A 15,884-nucleotide genomic window follows, 5' to 3' on the forward strand; every position below is an offset into this window, starting at 1 on the left:
CAGTGGGGCGGAACCTCGGCGCGCAGGCGCGCATCGTTGGCGCTGCCGCCGCCCGACACGTCCTCCCTGCGGGCGCGGGCCTCGCTGAGGGCATCGATTCCACGGCGCCGCGCATTCTCGGCATCCTCCTCAGTCATCTCGCCACGCGCCACCCGCGCGGCGTCCTGAGGGGAGAGCAGGACCACTCGGCGCCTGCGAGGCCGGCCGGCCGCGGAGGCGCTCATCGCCCCCGCCGCACGGCGTTGCCGAGAACGGCGTCCACACCGGTCCCCCGGCGGGTGAGGGCGAGCGCATCGCGGAGCTCTACGAGCTCCTCCTCCTCGCTGCGCGCCAGCCCATCGGAGCGGATCCAGGCGACGAGGTCATCGAGCTCATCGTCGGAATAAGCCTGGAGGGGCAGCCCTTGCGCGATCGGAGGGCGAGCCGTGCGGCCCTGCGCCCGGGCGGCCCCCGCGGGCGCGCCTGGGACAATGGCGCTGGCGGGCGAGGCCTGCCGGGGAGCGGGCGCCGCCTCCGCCTCGCCGGCCACGGCGGCGCCCTGGCCTCCGGCATCATCGATGCGCTCGGGGAGCTCGGGAAGCTCGGGGTCCTCCGGGCGGGCCTGGGCGGCGGAGCGCTCATCGAGGATCTCAGCGATCATGATCTCGATGGTGCGGGCCTCGGCCTCCGGGTCGACGAAGACCCCGGCGGAGAAGGAGCGGTGGACCCGCCAGCCGCGGTGCTCGAGGCGCTCCACCCAGTGCCGGTCGCGGCGGCGCAGGCTCGGCTCGGCCACGTAGTCGTCGTCATCGGTCAGGACGGCGACGAACAGCTCCTCGGGGTAGTCGGGGTGGCCGATGGCCAAGGGGATGCGGGGGCCGCCGTCGGCGCCCCACTGGGGGACCACCACGAGCCCCTTGCGCCACAGGTGCCAGGCGAGATCCACCAGGAGGCGATCGGGCTCGCCGTTCTCCGCCGGGCCCACGGGGGTCCCTCCCCCGGCGGCGCGGGCGAGCACCTCGCGCAGCAGTTTGGCGCCGGGCGCCCGCAGCCGATCGGGATCGAGGTCCTCGGCCCCGATGGAGGAGATGACGGTCGTAGCGCCCCGGGAGGCGCACAGGGCCTCAACGAGAGCGACCATGCCGCCCTGCTCGCCAAGCTCACCGAAGGTGTGAATGGTGCGCCCGTGCGGGGTCTTCGCGAAGCCGACGGAGAGGATGACACGGTCGCGGCGCAGGGATCGGGCCTCACGCAGGTCGATGACCGTGAAGGGCTCCTTGACGCCGGCGGAGAAGAAGTCGTCCAGGGCTGGGTACTCGGAAGCCGCCACGGCCACCGCGCGGCGGATCTCGTCGGAGTGGCGGGTGTTGAGGGCGATGACTCCCAGGCTCTCGCCGGGGCGGGTGAGCGCGTGCTCGACAACGACGTCGACCACCTGATCCACCTCGTCAGGCACGGTCTCCACAGCACTCTTGCCGGGCGCCGGCATGCCGCGACCATCGACGCGGATGAGGGACAGGGTGGACTCGCCCGGCGGCCCCGGGATCACCTCGACGATGCCCTCATAACCGTTGGAGGCGAGGAAGGAGGCGATCCCGGCATCGAGCTGGTTGCGGCCCGTGGGGAGGGTCACCGAGGGCAGGAGCGGCCCGAGCTCAGCAGCGAGTCCCCTCTCCGCGCGGCGCGGATCCCCGATGACGAGGACCTGCTCGGCGCGCACGAGGGCCGGCAGGGCCTGGGCGACCGGCATGCTCGCGGAGGCGTCGAGGATCGCCAAGTCCACGACGGCGCTGGGAGCGAGCACCTGCGGCACGAGGGTCGGCGGGACGATCCAGATGGGGCGAGCCAGCCAGGCCACCGGATGGGCGTCGAGGATGTCGCGCAGAGGGACGCCGTCGTCCTTGGACAGGGCGATGTACAGGGAGCGGGCCTGCTGCTTGTCGGCCTCGACGGCGGCGCGCACCCGGTGGGCGCAGGCCTGCGCGACGGGGCCGGACAGGGAGGCGGACTGGGCGGCGTCGAGCCGGCGCAGGCTCTTGGAGAGCTCATCGAGGGCCTTGGCGTCCAGCCCTCCCATATCCGGGTCCTCCCGGAGAGCCTGGGCGAGGACGGAGGACCACCAGCAGTAGGTGAGCTCGTCGTCGAGCTCGTCATCGCTCACCTGGCGGGCGCGCAGGTCCGCAACGAGCGGGCCCATGCCCAGCTCGTCGATGGCGATGGTCGTCCGGTTGCGCTCGGGCTGGGCCTGCGCGGTTTCCGGATCATCGGCGAGGGCCCGCACACGGGCGGTCAGGTCCGCGAGAGGCGTGTCCACGAGCGCCGGGGAGCCGTCATGGCGGTCGAGGAGGGGCTGGAGCTCGGTGAGGGCGTTCATGGCGCGCTCACAGGTACGGCGCATCTCGTCCAAGCCCTGCGGAAGGGTGGGCCAGCCGCCGTCGGGATCGTGGCGGCGCCACTCCTCGCGACGTCGCTGCACCTTGACGAGCTCGGCGTGCAGGTCCTCGACGACGCGGCCGGGGCGCACGAGGTCCTTGGCCTGCCGGGTGAAGCGACGGCGCGCGGAGCCGCTCATGACGATGCTGCGCTCCTCGCGCCACCGCTTGGTGGCCGTGGCGATGACGAGATCGGCGGCGGAGCGCTCGAAGACCTCGGGGAGGAAGACGTCGAGGGAGTCGCGCACGCCGTCGAGCATGTCGAGCTGCTCGGACCACATGGCCAGCGTCGTGGCGCGCCGCAGCCCGGTGCAGGAGGAGACCTCGCGGCTGTGGGTCTCGACGGCGGGCAGCATGTCGTCGGCGAGGCGCCCCAGGCGCCCCAGGGCGTCTGTGACCTCGTCGAGATCGGTCAGCGCCAGGCCGCTCCAGGGCGAGGGCGCCTGGACCGGGTTGAGCATCCCGAGGGAGTGGGCGCGGTGGAGGATGCGGGAGGCGCGCTCGCGCCCGGCGTCGTCGAGGCGCTCGAGTCGTCCGGGGACGATCTTCGCGGTGGTGCGGGCCCTCGAGCGCGACGAGGTGAGCTCGGCGAGTGTCTGAAGGGCCTCGTAGGCTGAGACGTTCCAGGGCGCGCGCTGCGCGTGCAGCGCCGTCACATAGCGGGACAGGCGCTTGCGCACGGCGGTGAGGCGCTGGCGGACCCGCAGGATCTCGGGGACGTCGAGCTGGGGCGGCTGGGAGCCGAGCCCGGATTGGACGGCCTCGGCGGCATGACGGCGCCAGCTGGCGTCCTCAGTGAGATCGACGACGAGGTCCCCCAGGCCGAGGTCCTCCAGGGCCCGGGCGACGGCGTGGCCGTCCCCGCTCGTGGCCGGGACGTGGATGGCGGTGCGGCCGGTGGCAGCGGCATCAGCGAGGACGGCGGCCAGCGTGGCGGCCACATCCGATCCGGGGGGCGCGTCGAGGAGGAGGGAGGCGCCCAGGCTGACGGATTCGACGACGTCGAGCTGACCGGGGTCGAGATCGCCCACGCCGCGCTCGGCGTCGGGGGCGCGGTCATCGCGCCAGGGGGCGGGAAGGTCGACGGCGAGGGCCCGCCGAGCGGGCTCGACGCCGGCCAGCGCGGCCACGATCGCGGAGAGGCGCGCGCGGTCGACGACGGCGTCGAAGTCCTCGACGAGCGCCTGGCCCGGGTGGACGAAGGCGCCGACGACGAGCCGCTCGTGCAGTTCGAAGCCGGGCAGGTAGTCGCGGCAGGCGGCGGCGATGCGGGTCAGGGCGGCGCGCGGCGTGAATCCCTCCGCGGTCAGGGCGCCGCGGGCCAGGGCCTGGATGTCGGCTGTCGATCCGTAGCGTCGCAGGGCGCGTGAGAGAATCGGGTTGACCTCGATGGAGGGGTCGACGGCGATGGTCGCGTCCGCGGAGGCGCTGGACAGGCGGACCGGTCGCATGAGCACGGGGGCGTTGACAGTGCGGACGGTTCCCGGGGGGCCCGCCGGCCGTGAGGAGAGCGCGCTCTCCAGGGCCGAGGCGAGGACGGGGTCGGAGATCTCATGGCGGGGCGTCTCGGCATCACGGTCGGCGTCCAAGTCGCCGGACCCGCCTGGAGCACCGCTCTCGGCGCTCCCAGCGCCGTCGGCCGCCGCGGCACCGGTGCGCCGGGACTCGTCCCGGATGGTCTCAGTCCAGGTCGCGACCCCGATGGCGAGGTACACGGGGGCGACGCCGAACTGCCTGGCCAGGACGTCGGTGCGCCCGGCGACCTTGCGCACGGACGTGCGGGCGGCGGCCAGGGCGGTGGGCTCCCGGATGAGGCTGGACAGGGGGGTGGGGCGCCCGGCGTAGAGCTGGGCGAGTCCCGAGGGGTGGGCGGCGGTGAGGTCGACGGCGCCGTCGAGCAGGGAGACGTCGTCGAGACTGGCCACTCCCCCGAGGCCGACGAGCTCCTCTCTCCAGCCCGCGAGCGCGGCTTCCACGCGGGCCCGACTGGCGTCGTCGAGGTCCGTGGGGGACGCGGGGACGGGAGCCTCCGGCGTCATCGGCGCTGGCTGGGGGGTGATGGTGCTGGAGATGCGCGACTCGCGCCCGTCCCCGTTGGCGCGCCCCTCGGCGGTGCCCACACGATCGCCTGTTGCGTGGCCCGCGCGGTGCCGAGCGCGGCCGAAGGAGAAGAGTGAAGGCGCCATGCTCCGACAATATCCGCGCCCGGCGCGCTCCTGCCCGAGGCGCCCCGGGGTGGCGCCGCGTCAGCGCACGAGCAGGTGCTCGGCGATGGCGATGACGGAATGCGGACGCGGCTCGTGGTTGCGGACGCGCCCCCGGAGCACGTCGGCAAGTCCTGCGGCGGAAGGCAGGCTTTGAGCCAAGGAGATGCGGAAAAGCACGGATCGAGGCCGCGAGCGCTTCCGCGACTCGAGACCCCGATCCGTTACCCCTGGTAGAGCAGGGTTTCACGTGCCCCCGGCGCGATTCGAACGCGCGACACCCGCTTTAGGAGAGCGGTGCTCTATCCCCTGAGCTACGAGGGCGGGGCGCGGCAAGCCTACCAGCGTGCCGTGCCAACCGGGGACCGGCGTGCCCTGCTCGCTCAGGCGCGCTCCCAGGGGACATTCGAGCGGGTGACCGCCGAGTCGTCGTCCTTGGCGCGGGCGGGCACCACCATCACCGGGCAGGCCGCGTGCGAGAGCACCGCCTGGCTCGTCGAGCCCAGGAGGAGTCCCGCGAAGCCACCGCGGCCGCGCGAGCCGACGACAACGAGGTCGACGGCCGTGGAGAACTCGGCGAGGAGCTCAGCGGCATTGCCGTCCAGCGCGTGGCGGCTGACCGCCACCCCGGAGTGGCCCTCGAGGGCCTCGGCGACGGCGTGGTCGAGGCCGGCTCGCACGTCGGCGAGGACTTGCTGGCGGTCCACGGCGGCCGGCAGCCATGCGAGCGCCCCGCTGCCGGTGCTCATGGGCACGGCGGCCACTGCGGTGAGCTCGGCGTCCCAGGCCTCGGCCTCGCGCACGGCCCGGCGCACGGCCTTGTGGGCGGAGCCGGAGCCGTCCACGCCGACGACGATCCTCTTGACCGGGGTGAAGGCTGCGCCGGTGGTGTGGCGGGGAACGATAACGGTGGGGCACTTGGCATGTGCGGGGAGGGCGGAGGAGACGGTTCCGAGCAGGCGGTCGGCGAAACCGCCGCCACCACGGGTGCCGACGACGGCCAGGGCGGCATCGGCGGAGAGGTCCACGAGCACACCGGCGGGGTCGCCCGTCTCGAGCGAGCTGGTCACCGCGACGCCGGCCTGTTGGGCGCGGGCGACGGCCTCGTCGACGACCGCCTGGGCGCCGGCGCGTATCGCTCTGTCATCCAAGGCCGCATAGCCGCCGTCGAGCGAGGCGGCGGTGAAGGACGGAAGAGAGTAGGCGCACAGGATGTGGACCCTCCATCCCTCGCGCGCCGCGCGGGCGACCGCCCAGTCGACAGCGCCGAGAGACTCGGGCGATCCGTCGACGCCAACGAGGACGACTTTGTCTTCAGCCATGGTTCCCTGCCTTTTCCATCGGACGTCCCGGTCCTCCGGGGTCCGGCGAACCAGGTGCCCCCAGCATACCTGTGGCGCAGCACACGACGGGGAGGTTCAGCAGCCGTGGCACGCCAGGCGCGCCGAGGGGGGCGACCGCCGTGGCGGTCGCCCCCCCTCGAAGTGGTGGCCGAGATCCGAGCCAGCGTCAGCCGATCCGGATGAACGAGGTCGGGCTGCCCCAGATCTCGCGGTACACGACGCCGGTGGACTCGTTGCCGGCGTCGATCATCATGCCGTTGCCGGCGTAGATGCCGACGTGGTAGCCGTAGTAGACGATGTCACCGGGCCGGGCCTCGGCCATGGAGACGGCGGTGCCCGCAGCGGCCTGAGCGCCGGAGGTGCGGGGCAGGCTGATGCCGGCCCGGGCGTAGACGTACTGGACGAGGCCGGAGCAGTCGAAGCCCGAGGGCGAGGAGCCGCCGTAGACGTAGGGAGTGCCCACGTACTGCATGGCGATGGAGACGATGCTGGAGCCGGAGGCGGATGCGGCGGGAGCAGCGGGCCGTGCCTGGACGGCCGGGGCCGCCTGAGCGGTGGACTGCTGGGCCGGGGAGGCCTCCCGGGCCGCACCTCGCTCCGGCTGGGCGGCCGGCGCCTGGTCGGCTTCGGGGGAGGGAGCCTCGACGACGGGCTTGGGGGCCTCAGTGGCGACGGCCTCAGCGGCCTCGGAGGCGCGGTTGAAGGTGTCGGCCTGGACATCGGTCCCCACGACGATCGCAGCGTTGGTCGTCACGGCGGCGTGAGCGTCAAGGGCGAGGTAGTTGAGACCGGAGGGGTCGAGGGATCCCGCGGAGGCCTGGGCGGGCTCTGCGACCGAGGCGGTGGCGGCACTGGAGGCGACCATGGTCAGGGCCAGGCCGGAGGAGGCGGCCAGCGCGAGACCGCGGCGGGTGGCGGGCGCGACCTCGGCCAGGGGAGTCGCGGGACGCGTGGCGGCGCGGTGGCGCGCCTGGGAATGGGTAGTCATATTCCTCTCCTATGGCCGCCGAGGTTAGCTGTCGGGTTCGGGCTGGAGACGCCCTACCCGCGCCGAGCGGGACTCACCCCGAGGGCCGCGATCAGGGTCGCGACCCATGAAACGGTTCCCCCGTCCCCATCGCTGGTTGTTCGCCAGCCCGGGCCGGACGATGGGACTGGGCCCCGGCTCGGGCGCCGCGAGGGGGAAGCCCCGCGACACCTGAGAGGCTACCGGAGCGCTGACGGGCGAGTCACGGGAAGATCAACAACATGATCGTGACCTGCCGCACAGGAACATCCCTCTTTCCCTACCATTCCAAGGGATTCTGACCAGCTCAGGGGCACATTCAGGCACTCCGGCATGACCTGCTTCGCTGTGAGAGCGTCGCCGCATGAGACGTCTCGGCCCCACTCCCACGGGAGGAGCGGGGCCGAGACGGAGGATGTGAGCCGGGATGGCCCGGCAGGCAGGACCGCTCAGAAGCGGAGGTACGTGGCGCCACCGCGGACGGCCAAGTACTGCACGCCGACGCTCTCGGACTCGGCCGAGACCATCATGCCGCCACCGGCGTAGATCGCGACGTGGCCGGGCCACCAGAGGACGTCACCGGGCTGAGCCTCGGAGGCCGAGATGACGGTACCGGCCGACCGGAGAGCGCCGGAGGAGTGCGGAAGGCTGACGCCCGCGACGTTGGCGTAGACGTAGGAGACGAGGCCCGAGCAGTCGAAGGCGCTGGGGCCCCCGGCGCCGTAGACGTAGGCCTTGCCGACCTGGGCCATCGCCAGACCCACGATGGAGTTACCGGAGGTGGGGGCGGCCGGGGCGGCGGCCTCGGCGGCAGTGGCCTTAGCGGTCGCGGCCGGGGTGGCCTCGGCGGTGGCGGTCTCTTCAACGGCGGGGGCCTTGGTGGCCTCCGAAGCCGCCTCAGCGGTCGGGGTCGGAGCCGGGGCCGGGGCCTCGGCGGCGACGGCCTCGGCGGCGTGGTTGAAGCCGTCGACCTGGACGTCGCTGGCGACCTCGACGGCCGCGTTGGCGATAACGGCCTCCTGCGCGGGAGCAGCGAGAGCGGCGGTACCGACATTCTCACCGAGGGAGCCGGCGGACTCGTCGAGCTGGGCGGAGTCGCTCGCGGCGTTGGCGCCGGAGGCGATCATGGTGAGGGCCAGACCGGAGGTCGCGACGACGGCGAGGCCGCGACGTGCGGCCGGACCGGTGCTCGACAACGGGGTGATCGGTCGAGTGGCCTTGCGGTGGCGTGCCTTGACGCTGGAAGTCACTGGTATTTCTCCTGGAAGCCGTCGAGGTTAGCTGTCGGGTTCGGGCTGGAGACGCCCTACCCGCCGAGGCGGGATTCACCCCGAGGATTGAGTTGAGCGATGCTCGTCTCATCCGGGAAATGGTTCCCCCGTCCCTGCCGGTGATCTGGGTGGGAATCAGGAGTGAGAGGCGCCGACAGGGTTTGGCTCCGCCCATCTCTCCGCAACCGGGGCATCGGCTGCACCGCCGACACTAGTCGAAGTTCCGCGCAAGAGTGAAGCCTTGAGGGCCGCAGCCCCGTGTGGCATCCCTCTCCTAGGGGTCTCATAGGCGCATTCACCCCGGTCGGGCCCACTGATGGCCCGATCGACGACGGCCGGGGGCGATCAATGGCCCGGGCTCAGCGCGCGGGAGCGCCCTGCTCCAGGAAGAGGTGGCGGGCGACATCGGCCGGCAGCACGATCGGCATGCCCGTGGGCCCCACGATGCGCACGCCCCCGGCCGATCCGCGCAGCTCCACGCGGGCGCCCGCGCGGATCTCCGCGTCCTCCATCAGGCCCAGGAGCTCGGCGTCGGCCTGGATCGGCTCGCCGATCCGGCGCACGACGGCGGATCCGACGCCGTCGCGGGCCACGCGGTCGGCGCTCGCCTCGTCCTCCCCCGGCGCGGGGTGGTCGGCCCGCCTGCCGGGGATGGGATTGCCGAAGGGATCGGAGGCCACGTCCCCGAGGATCTCGGCGAGCCGGTCCTCGACCCTCTCGCTCATGACGTGCTCCCAGCGGCAGGCCTCGTCGTGGATGTAGCGCCGATCGACGCCGACGACGTCGAGCAGCAGCCTTTCAGCAAGGCGGTGCTTGCGGATCACCTCCGTGGCCCGGCGCCGACCCTCCTCGGTGAGCTCCAGCGAGCGGTCCTCCGTGACCCTGATGAGCCCATCGCGCTCCATGCGCGCCACCGTCTGGGAGACCGTGGGGCCCGAGTGGTCGAGACGATCGACAATCCGCGCGCGAAGAGGGGTGACGCCGTCCTCTTCCAACTCGTAGACGGTCTTGAGGTACATCTCGGTGGTGTCGATGAGCTCGCTCATATGCGCTCGCGCCTCCTGCGACGACGGTTTCCCGCCCACACGGGCGGCCAGGCCCTCGCGCCGCCCCTCTCGTCGGGCGCGGGGACTGGGAGAAGGATATCGGTCACTCGCGCGCGGACCCCGGAGCGCCGCCCGCCGGGGGCTGCTCGGGGACGCCCCCGGCGGCGGAGCGCTCGCGCGGACCCGTCATGCGCAGGTAGGGGCGTGTCGATGAGTGGGCCAGCTCCAGGCGCCAGCGGCGGCGCGTCCACACCAGCGCCGCCACCGAGACCAGGACGGCTGCCGCTCCCCCGACGAGCAGGGAGGCCCGAGGGCCCCAGGCGTCGGCGAGGCCTCCCATGATGGGGGCGCCGATCGGGGTCGTCCCCAGCTGGGCGATGATGTAGATGCTGATGACCCTGCCGCGCACCTCATCGGGCACGGAGAGCTGGATTGCCTGGTTCGCGCCGGTCAGAACGGTGAGCACGCACAGGCCCACCGGGATGGTCGCCACGGCGAAGGCGATATAGGTGGGCATGAGCGCCATCACGATGGTGAACAGCCCGAGGAAGAAGGAGCCCGTCACCACGGTGCGCACGCGGGGGGAGCGACGCCTGGCCGCCCACAGGGCGCCCGCGAGCGATCCGATTGCGAAGACCGAGGAGACCGTGCCGTAGGCGTCGGACTCCAGGTGGAAGACACTGCGCACCATGGCGGCCATCGTGAGCTGGAAGTTGAGGGAGAAGGTCGACACGACCGTGACGACGCCGATGATGACGAGGATGTCGGTGCGGTGCCGGACGCAGGCCAGGCCCTCGCGCAACTGGCCCTTGGAGCGAGGGACCCTGGCGACGGGCCGGAGCTCGTCACCGCGCATGAGGATGAGGGCGAGCGCGGGGAACAGGAAGCTAGCGGCGTTGATCTCGAAGACGACGCCCGCTCCGACCCAGGCGATGACGACGCCCGCCGACGCCGGGCCCAGGAGTCGGGCGGCGTTGAAGGAGGCGGCGTTGAGGCCCATCGCGTTGGCCCGCGAGCCAGCCGGGACCAGCTGCGCCACGAAGCTCTGGCGGGCCGGGGCGTCGTAGGCGGCCGCGGCGCCAGAGGCCAGGGCCGCGAGGTAGACGTGCCAGAGCCGGGCATGGCCGAAGATGACCGCCAGCCCCAGGACGAGGGAGACCAGCCCCATCGCCGACTGGGTGGCGATGAGGAAGCGCCGCTGATCGACGCGATCCGCGACGAGCCCGGCGTGGGCGGACAGGAGGAGGGCGGGGAGGAACTGAAGCGCGGTGGTGATGCCGGTGGCGGTGGCCGAGTCGTCGGTGAGGATGCGCAGGACGAGCCAGTCCTGGGCGACCCGCTGCATCCAAGTGCCCGTGTTGGCCACGAGGGCGGCGAAGAACCAGATCCGGTAGTTGTGGAATCGCAGGGAGGCGAAGGTACGGCCCTGCTCGGACCAGGCGGGGTCCTCCGCGAGCGCGGAGGACCCCGGGGTCGTGCTGGCAGTGCTGGCCGGCTCAGGCAAGGCCGAGGATCTCCTTGATGGGCGCCATCGTGAAGTAGACCGCGAACAGCGCCGCGGTCAGCCACATGAGCGGATGGACCCGGCGCGCACGGCCGACGGCGATCTCGACGAGCGCGTAGGTCAGGAAGCCCGCCCCGATGCCATTGGTGATCGAGTAGGAGAACGGCATCATGATGATGGTCACGAAGGCGGGGATGCCCAGCTCGGGCCGCTTCCAATCGATGTCTGCCACCTGGGTCATCATGAGGAAGCCGACGACGACGAGCGCGGGGGTGGCCGCCTCGTAGGGGACCATCGCGACGAGCGGCGACAGGAAGACCGAGGTGAGGAACAGGGCCCCGGTGACGACGTTCGCCAGGCCCGTGCGCGCGCCCTCTCCGACGCCCGCCGCGGACTCCACGTAAGAGGTGTTGGAGGACACTGCGCCGAGGCCGCCGACGATGGCACCCACGGAGTCCACCACGAGGATCTCGCGGGTGCGCGGAGGGTTGCCGTCCTCGTCGAGGAGGCCCCCCTCGGCGCCGATGGCCACCATCGTGCCCATCGTGTCGAAGAAGTCGGCGAGCATCATGGAGAAGACGAGCAGGACGATCGACACGGCGCCGGCCTTCTCGAAGGAGCCCAGCAGGGAGAAGTGGCCCAGGCCCGACAGGTCCGGCACGGAGACGGGGCTGCCGCTCAACGAGGGGACGCTCAGCGCCCAGCCCGTGGGGTTGGAGCCCTCCTCGAAGGCGCCCAGGCCCTGGACGGCCTCGATGATGACGGCCAGGAGCGTGGCGCTGACGATGCCGATGAGGATGGCGCCGCGGACCTTGCGAATGTGCAGGATGACGGTCAGGAACAGGCCGAGCAGGAAGACGATGACGGGCCAGCCCTTGAGGGAGCCGCCCAGGCCGAGCTCGAGGGGCGTGCCGCCGGCGCGCACGACCTTGGCGTCCACCAGCCCGATGAGGGCGATGAACAGGCCGATGCCCACGCTGATGGCGGTGCGCAGGAAGGGCGGGACGGCCCGGAAGACGGCCTCGCGGAAGCCGGTGAGGACGAGGATGAGGATGATGACGCCCTCGATGACGACGATGCCCATGGCGTCGGCGAAGGTCATGCCGTGATTGCCGACGATCGTGTAGGCGACCATCGCGTTGATGCCGAGCCCGGCGGCCATGGCCAGCGGGTAGTTGGCGACGACGCCCATGAGGATCGTCATGACCCCGGCGATGAGCGCGGTGCCGGCGGCGATCTTCGCCTTGGCGCTGGTCACATCGCCGTCGCCCGCGAGAGCGCTGCCGAGGATGAGCGGGTTCAGCACGAGGATGTAGCTCATCGTGAAGAAGGTGACGACGCCGCCGCGGAGCTCGCGGGCGACGGTCGAGCCGCGCTCGGTGATGCGGAAGAAGCGGTCGAGAGCCGGCAGGAAGGCGGAGGGGGCGGGGCGGGAGGGCGCGGTGCGCCCGGGCGAAGTGGTGCTCACGCTGCCCCATTGTCGCAGACCCCGGAGGCGGCCACGACACCGTGTCAGGAGCCGACGGCGGCGCGGGCGAACCATAATGGACCCATGAAGATCCTGCTCACGGCCACCTCCCACCTCGATCCATCGCCTCTGAGCGCCGACGGCCACGAGGTGGTCGTCTTCGATGAGACCGCTCCGGTCCCTCCCGAGCACCGCGATGCGGAGGCGATGATCCTGTGGGGAATGGGCGGCGCTCGGGCCTTCGCGACTCTGCGGGAGATGGCCGGTTACATGACGAGCCTGCGCTGGATCCAGACCCTCGCCGCCGGGCCGGACGCCATCCTCGCCGCGGGCTTGCCCGACTCCGTCGCGATCACCACGGGGCGGCACTTCCACGACGCGACGGTGGCCGAGCACACGCTGGCCCTCGCCCTGGCCTGCGCGCGATCCCTGCCCCGGGCGCTGGCGGCGCAGCACGAGCACCGGTGGGCCCATGAGCTCGGCGGGGCGAAGCCCTTGCACGATCCCGACCGCCTGACCACCCTCATCGGCGCCCGCGCGCTCATCTGGGGCTTCGGCGCGATCGGCCAGGCCACCGCGCGGCTGCTGAGTGCCGTCGGCGCCCACGTGCGCGGGGTGGCCCGCAGCGCGGGAACGCGGGCGGGCTACAAGGTGATCGCCGTGGACGACATCGACGCCGCCCTGCCCACCACTGACCTGCTCGTCATGATCCTGCCCGCCACGCCGTCCACGGCCGGGGCCCTCGATGCCCGGCGGCTGGCCCTGCTGCCGCGGCGCGCTATCGTGGTCAACACGGGACGGGGATCCACGGTGGACGCATCGGCCCTGAACGCCGCGCTGCACGAGGGGAGGATCGCCGCCGCCGGCCTGGACGTCACCGATCCGGAGCCGCTCCCGGCCGATTCCCCGCTCTGGGACGCCCCGAACCTCATCCTCACCCCGCATGGCGCGGGCGGACGACCCGTGGGCGCGATGGAGCGGATCGTGCGCAACGCCGGAATCGTGGCCGCCTCACCCGCGGGCGAGCCGATCGAGGGGCTGGCATGACGCCGTCGCCCGCGGCCCCCGCCCGGCGCCCCTCCGCCCGGCCGGTGCGCGTCCAGCGCCATGACCCCGCCCAGCGCCCGATGCTCGTCACCTGGGAGGCCACTCGCGCCTGCGCCCTGGCCTGCCGCCACTGCCGAGCCGAGGCCGTCCCACTGCGCAGCCCCCTCGAACTGGGCCTGGATGAGGCGAAGGCGCTCATGGACGAGGCGGCCGCCTTCGGCAGGCCCGCCGTCATCTTCATCATCACCGGGGGCGACTGCTTCGAGCGGCCAGACCTGGCCGAGCTGGCCGCCTACGGGACGGAACTGGGACTGCATGTGGCGCTCTCGCCGTCGGGGACGGACAAGCTCACCAAGGAGGCGCTCTCCGAGCTGCAGGAGGCAGGTGTCGGCGCCATCTCCCTGTCCATCGACGGCGCCACGGCCGCCACGCACGACGCCTTCCGGGGATTGGAGCGCACCTTCGACCGCACGATCGCCGGCTGGGAGGCCGCCCGCGAGCTGGGGATGAAGGTGCAGATCAACTCCGTGGTGGCGCGCCACAACGTCCATGAGCTGCCGGATATCGCCGCCCTGGTGCGCGAGCACGGGGCGATGACCTGGTCCGGATTCCTCCTGGTGCCCACGGGGCGCGGCATCGACTTGGGCGCTCTGGACGCCGATGAGGTGGAGGACGTGCTCGGCGCCTTCTACGACATGGGCGAGGCCGTCCCCGTGCGCACCACCGAGGGGCACCACTTCCGGCGCGTGTGCCTCCAGCGCCAGGTCCTCGCCGATCGGGGCGTCACCGACGAGGAGATGATGCGGATCATGGGGTACGGGCCCCTGTACCGCCAGTTGCGTGAGCGCATCGCCGAGCTCGGGCTCGACTCGGGGCCCCGGCGGCGGCGCCCGCCGATCACCGTGAGCTCGGGCAGCGGCTTCGTGTTCGTCTCCCACACCGGGGAGGTGACGCCCTCGGGCTTCCTGGAGAAGAGCGCAGGGAACGTGCGCGACTCCTCGCTAACTGAGATCTACCGCCGCTCCGAGGTGTTCACCGGCGTGCGCGACCCGGGTCTGCTGAAGGGCCGCTGCGGGGCCTGCGAGTACAAGGCCGTGTGCGGCGGCAGTCGGGCGCGCGCCTACAACATGACCGGCGATCTCCATGCGGAGGACGCCTCCTGCAACTACCGCCCCGGCAGCTTCCCCTTCCCCGACGACGTCGCCGCGCTCATGAGCGGGGTCGGCGGGGGCTCAGGCACGGGTGGGCATGAGGGCCTCGAGGTCGGCAAGGCTGGTCAGGGCGGTCACTGAGTCAGCCGCCTCATCCTCGGCATCGGGCCCGCCCGAGGGCCCGGCGGGCGCGACGGGCCCGGTGGAGCGCTCCGCGCCGAGCTCGGCGGCCAGACCCGCGACGGCGTCGCGCGCGGAGACGGCGCGATCCTCGCCGGTGCCGGCGGGCCCCGGCTCATCATCGCCCACGGGCGCCCGGGTCTCGGCCCCGGGTGCGACGCCGACGGGGCCCGGGGCTTGCGGGGCCTCGTCGGCGGCGGGCCCGGCCGCCTCCTCGGCGGATCGCTCGGCGACGGGCCCCGCCGTTCCCCCAGCCGGAGGGCCCTCCTCGGCCACCTCATCCAATGGGACACCACCGCGCAGGTCCCGGCCGTCGGAGGCGACGACCTCCATGCGGCCCTCGTCGACGCGGGAGGGCGCCACCGGCCACTCCGGCCCCTGGTCGGGCACATCGGTCTCGGAGTGGGCGCCGCAGCCGTGGTCGAGGGAGACGACGGCGCCGTCGTCGGGGGCCCACTCATTGGCGCAGATCCCGAAGGCCTGCCGGAAGGGCCCCGTCATGGGGATGAAGAAGCCGCATGTGGAGCACGTGGCGTGGGCCTTGCGGACGCCGTCGGCGTGGGGGCCGTGGTCGCCGTCGTACCAGCGCTGGGCGGCGCGCTGGACGCCCTCGGGGCTGAGGACCCGCGCGCGCCCGAGGTCCAGCTCATCGAGAGCGACCCTGTCCCCCTCCTCGTCGCCGGTGGCCTCCCAGCCGGGCTCGAGACGCTCGTCGGTCTCTCGCAGAGGGAGCCGGTCGGAGCGGCCGACATCCCCGGGGGCCAGGCGGTCCGCCCAGGGCACCCACACGGGGGCGAGGAGCGCGTCCTCGCCGGGCAGCAGCTCGAGCTCGACCACGGTGGCCGTCCGCGAGCGCGGCGAGCGGCTCATCGTGACGGCCCAGCGCCAGCCGCGGTAGCCGGCCAGGGTGCACTCGAAGAGATGGGTGACGAGGCGCTCGGCGTCCGCGCGGGCGGCCGTGTGGGCCCCGATGGTCTCGGGGATCGTGATCTCCATAAGGGCGGCCCGCGCGAGTTCGACGGCGGTCGCACTGGTCAGCGTGCGGTCCTTGGCGGCGAGAGCGGCCTGGGACGCCGTGGGCAGCGAGCCCCCGCGGACCAGGGCCGCGGTGGCGGGGTCGCTGGCGGTCCCGATGCTTCCCCGGGGGACCTCGGGGGCCTCGGGGCTCTGCGGAGTCGCGCTCATCTCGGGGGAGGTCGCACCGGCCACGGCGCTCTCGGTTCCAGTCACGCGCCCCAGTGTAGAGGGGGTGT

The 15,884-nt window shown here is 72.8% G+C and carries 11 protein-coding genes, 1 tRNA gene and 2 riboswitches; of the genes, 2 read left to right on the forward strand and 10 right to left on the reverse strand.

Annotated features, from left to right (window positions below):
* Positions 1-220: 220 nt before the first annotated feature.
* From B1H50_RS05705 to B1H50_RS05740, 9 genes are all read right to left on the reverse strand, one after another.
* Positions 221-4,597 carry a DNA helicase gene (locus B1H50_RS05705; protein ID WP_080462821.1) on the reverse strand — a complete coding sequence of 1,459 codons (4,377 nt, stop codon included), beginning with the start codon at positions 4,595-4,597 and terminating at the stop codon, positions 221-223.
* A gap of 60 nt (positions 4,598-4,657) precedes the next feature.
* A complete protein-coding gene (locus tag B1H50_RS09735) occupies positions 4,658-4,795 on the reverse strand; it encodes a hypothetical protein (RefSeq protein ID WP_158082830.1) in 138 nt (45 codons plus the stop codon).
* 71 nt (positions 4,796-4,866) lie between these two features.
* Positions 4,867-4,939: transfer RNA gene (locus B1H50_RS05710), tRNA-Arg, on the reverse strand.
* Positions 4,940-4,998: 59 nt separating this feature from the next.
* Complete coding sequence (locus tag B1H50_RS05715; RefSeq protein WP_080462822.1) at positions 4,999-5,937, reverse strand: universal stress protein; 939 nt, start codon at positions 5,935-5,937, stop codon at positions 4,999-5,001.
* Between the two features lie 187 nt (positions 5,938-6,124).
* The gene (locus B1H50_RS05720) at positions 6,125-6,946 is read right to left on the reverse strand and encodes a C40 family peptidase (protein ID WP_080462823.1); all 822 of its coding nucleotides are present in this window, start codon (positions 6,944-6,946) and stop codon (positions 6,125-6,127) included.
* A riboswitch (cyclic di-AMP (ydaO/yuaA leader) is annotated at positions 6,946-7,101 on the reverse strand. (Overlaps the previous gene by 1 nt.)
* Positions 7,102-7,413: 312 nt before the next feature.
* Positions 7,414-8,214: a C40 family peptidase gene (locus tag B1H50_RS05725; RefSeq protein ID WP_080462824.1), complete on the reverse strand. Its 801-nt coding sequence runs from the start codon at positions 8,212-8,214 to the stop codon at positions 7,414-7,416.
* Between the two features lies 1 nt (position 8,215).
* Positions 8,216-8,375: riboswitch (cyclic di-AMP (ydaO/yuaA leader) on the reverse strand.
* Positions 8,376-8,594: 219 nt separating this feature from the next.
* The gene (locus B1H50_RS05730; RefSeq protein WP_080462825.1) at positions 8,595-9,281 is read right to left on the reverse strand and encodes a metal-dependent transcriptional regulator; all 687 of its coding nucleotides are present in this window, start codon (positions 9,279-9,281) and stop codon (positions 8,595-8,597) included.
* 103 nt (positions 9,282-9,384) lie between these two features.
* Positions 9,385-10,689, reverse strand: coding sequence for an MFS transporter (locus B1H50_RS05735; RefSeq protein WP_229657847.1), 1,305 nt, complete (start codon positions 10,687-10,689; stop codon positions 9,385-9,387).
* Between the two features lie 88 nt (positions 10,690-10,777).
* Positions 10,778-12,253, reverse strand: a complete 1,476-nt coding sequence (locus tag B1H50_RS05740; RefSeq protein ID WP_080462827.1) for an NCS2 family permease — start codon at positions 12,251-12,253, stop codon at positions 10,778-10,780.
* Positions 12,254-12,337: 84 nt separating this feature from the next.
* On the opposite strand from B1H50_RS05740, the gene B1H50_RS05745 reads away from it, so the two are divergent.
* Together B1H50_RS05745 and B1H50_RS05750 are read left to right on the forward strand one after the other, a co-directional pair.
* The gene (locus tag B1H50_RS05745; protein WP_080462828.1) at positions 12,338-13,300 is read left to right on the forward strand and encodes an NAD(P)-dependent oxidoreductase; all 963 of its coding nucleotides are present in this window, start codon (positions 12,338-12,340) and stop codon (positions 13,298-13,300) included.
* On the forward strand, positions 13,297-14,592 hold the full coding sequence (locus B1H50_RS05750) for a TIGR04053 family radical SAM/SPASM domain-containing protein (RefSeq protein WP_229657806.1): 1,296 nt from the start codon (positions 13,297-13,299) through the stop codon (positions 14,590-14,592). Before B1H50_RS05745 ends, B1H50_RS05750 begins: the two co-directional genes overlap by 4 nt.
* Here the strand turns inward: B1H50_RS05750 and B1H50_RS05755 are convergent.
* Entirely contained in the window at positions 14,533-15,861 is a 1,329-nt protein-coding gene (locus B1H50_RS05755; protein WP_080462829.1) for a DUF3027 domain-containing protein, read from the reverse strand. The two genes, B1H50_RS05750 and B1H50_RS05755, sit on opposite strands and share 60 nt — an antisense overlap.
* Positions 15,862-15,884: the final 23 nt, after the last annotated feature.

This window comes from Actinomyces gaoshouyii (assembly GCF_002072175.1).
In the GTDB taxonomy this organism is placed as follows: domain Bacteria; phylum Actinomycetota; class Actinomycetes; order Actinomycetales; family Actinomycetaceae; genus Actinomyces; species Actinomyces gaoshouyii.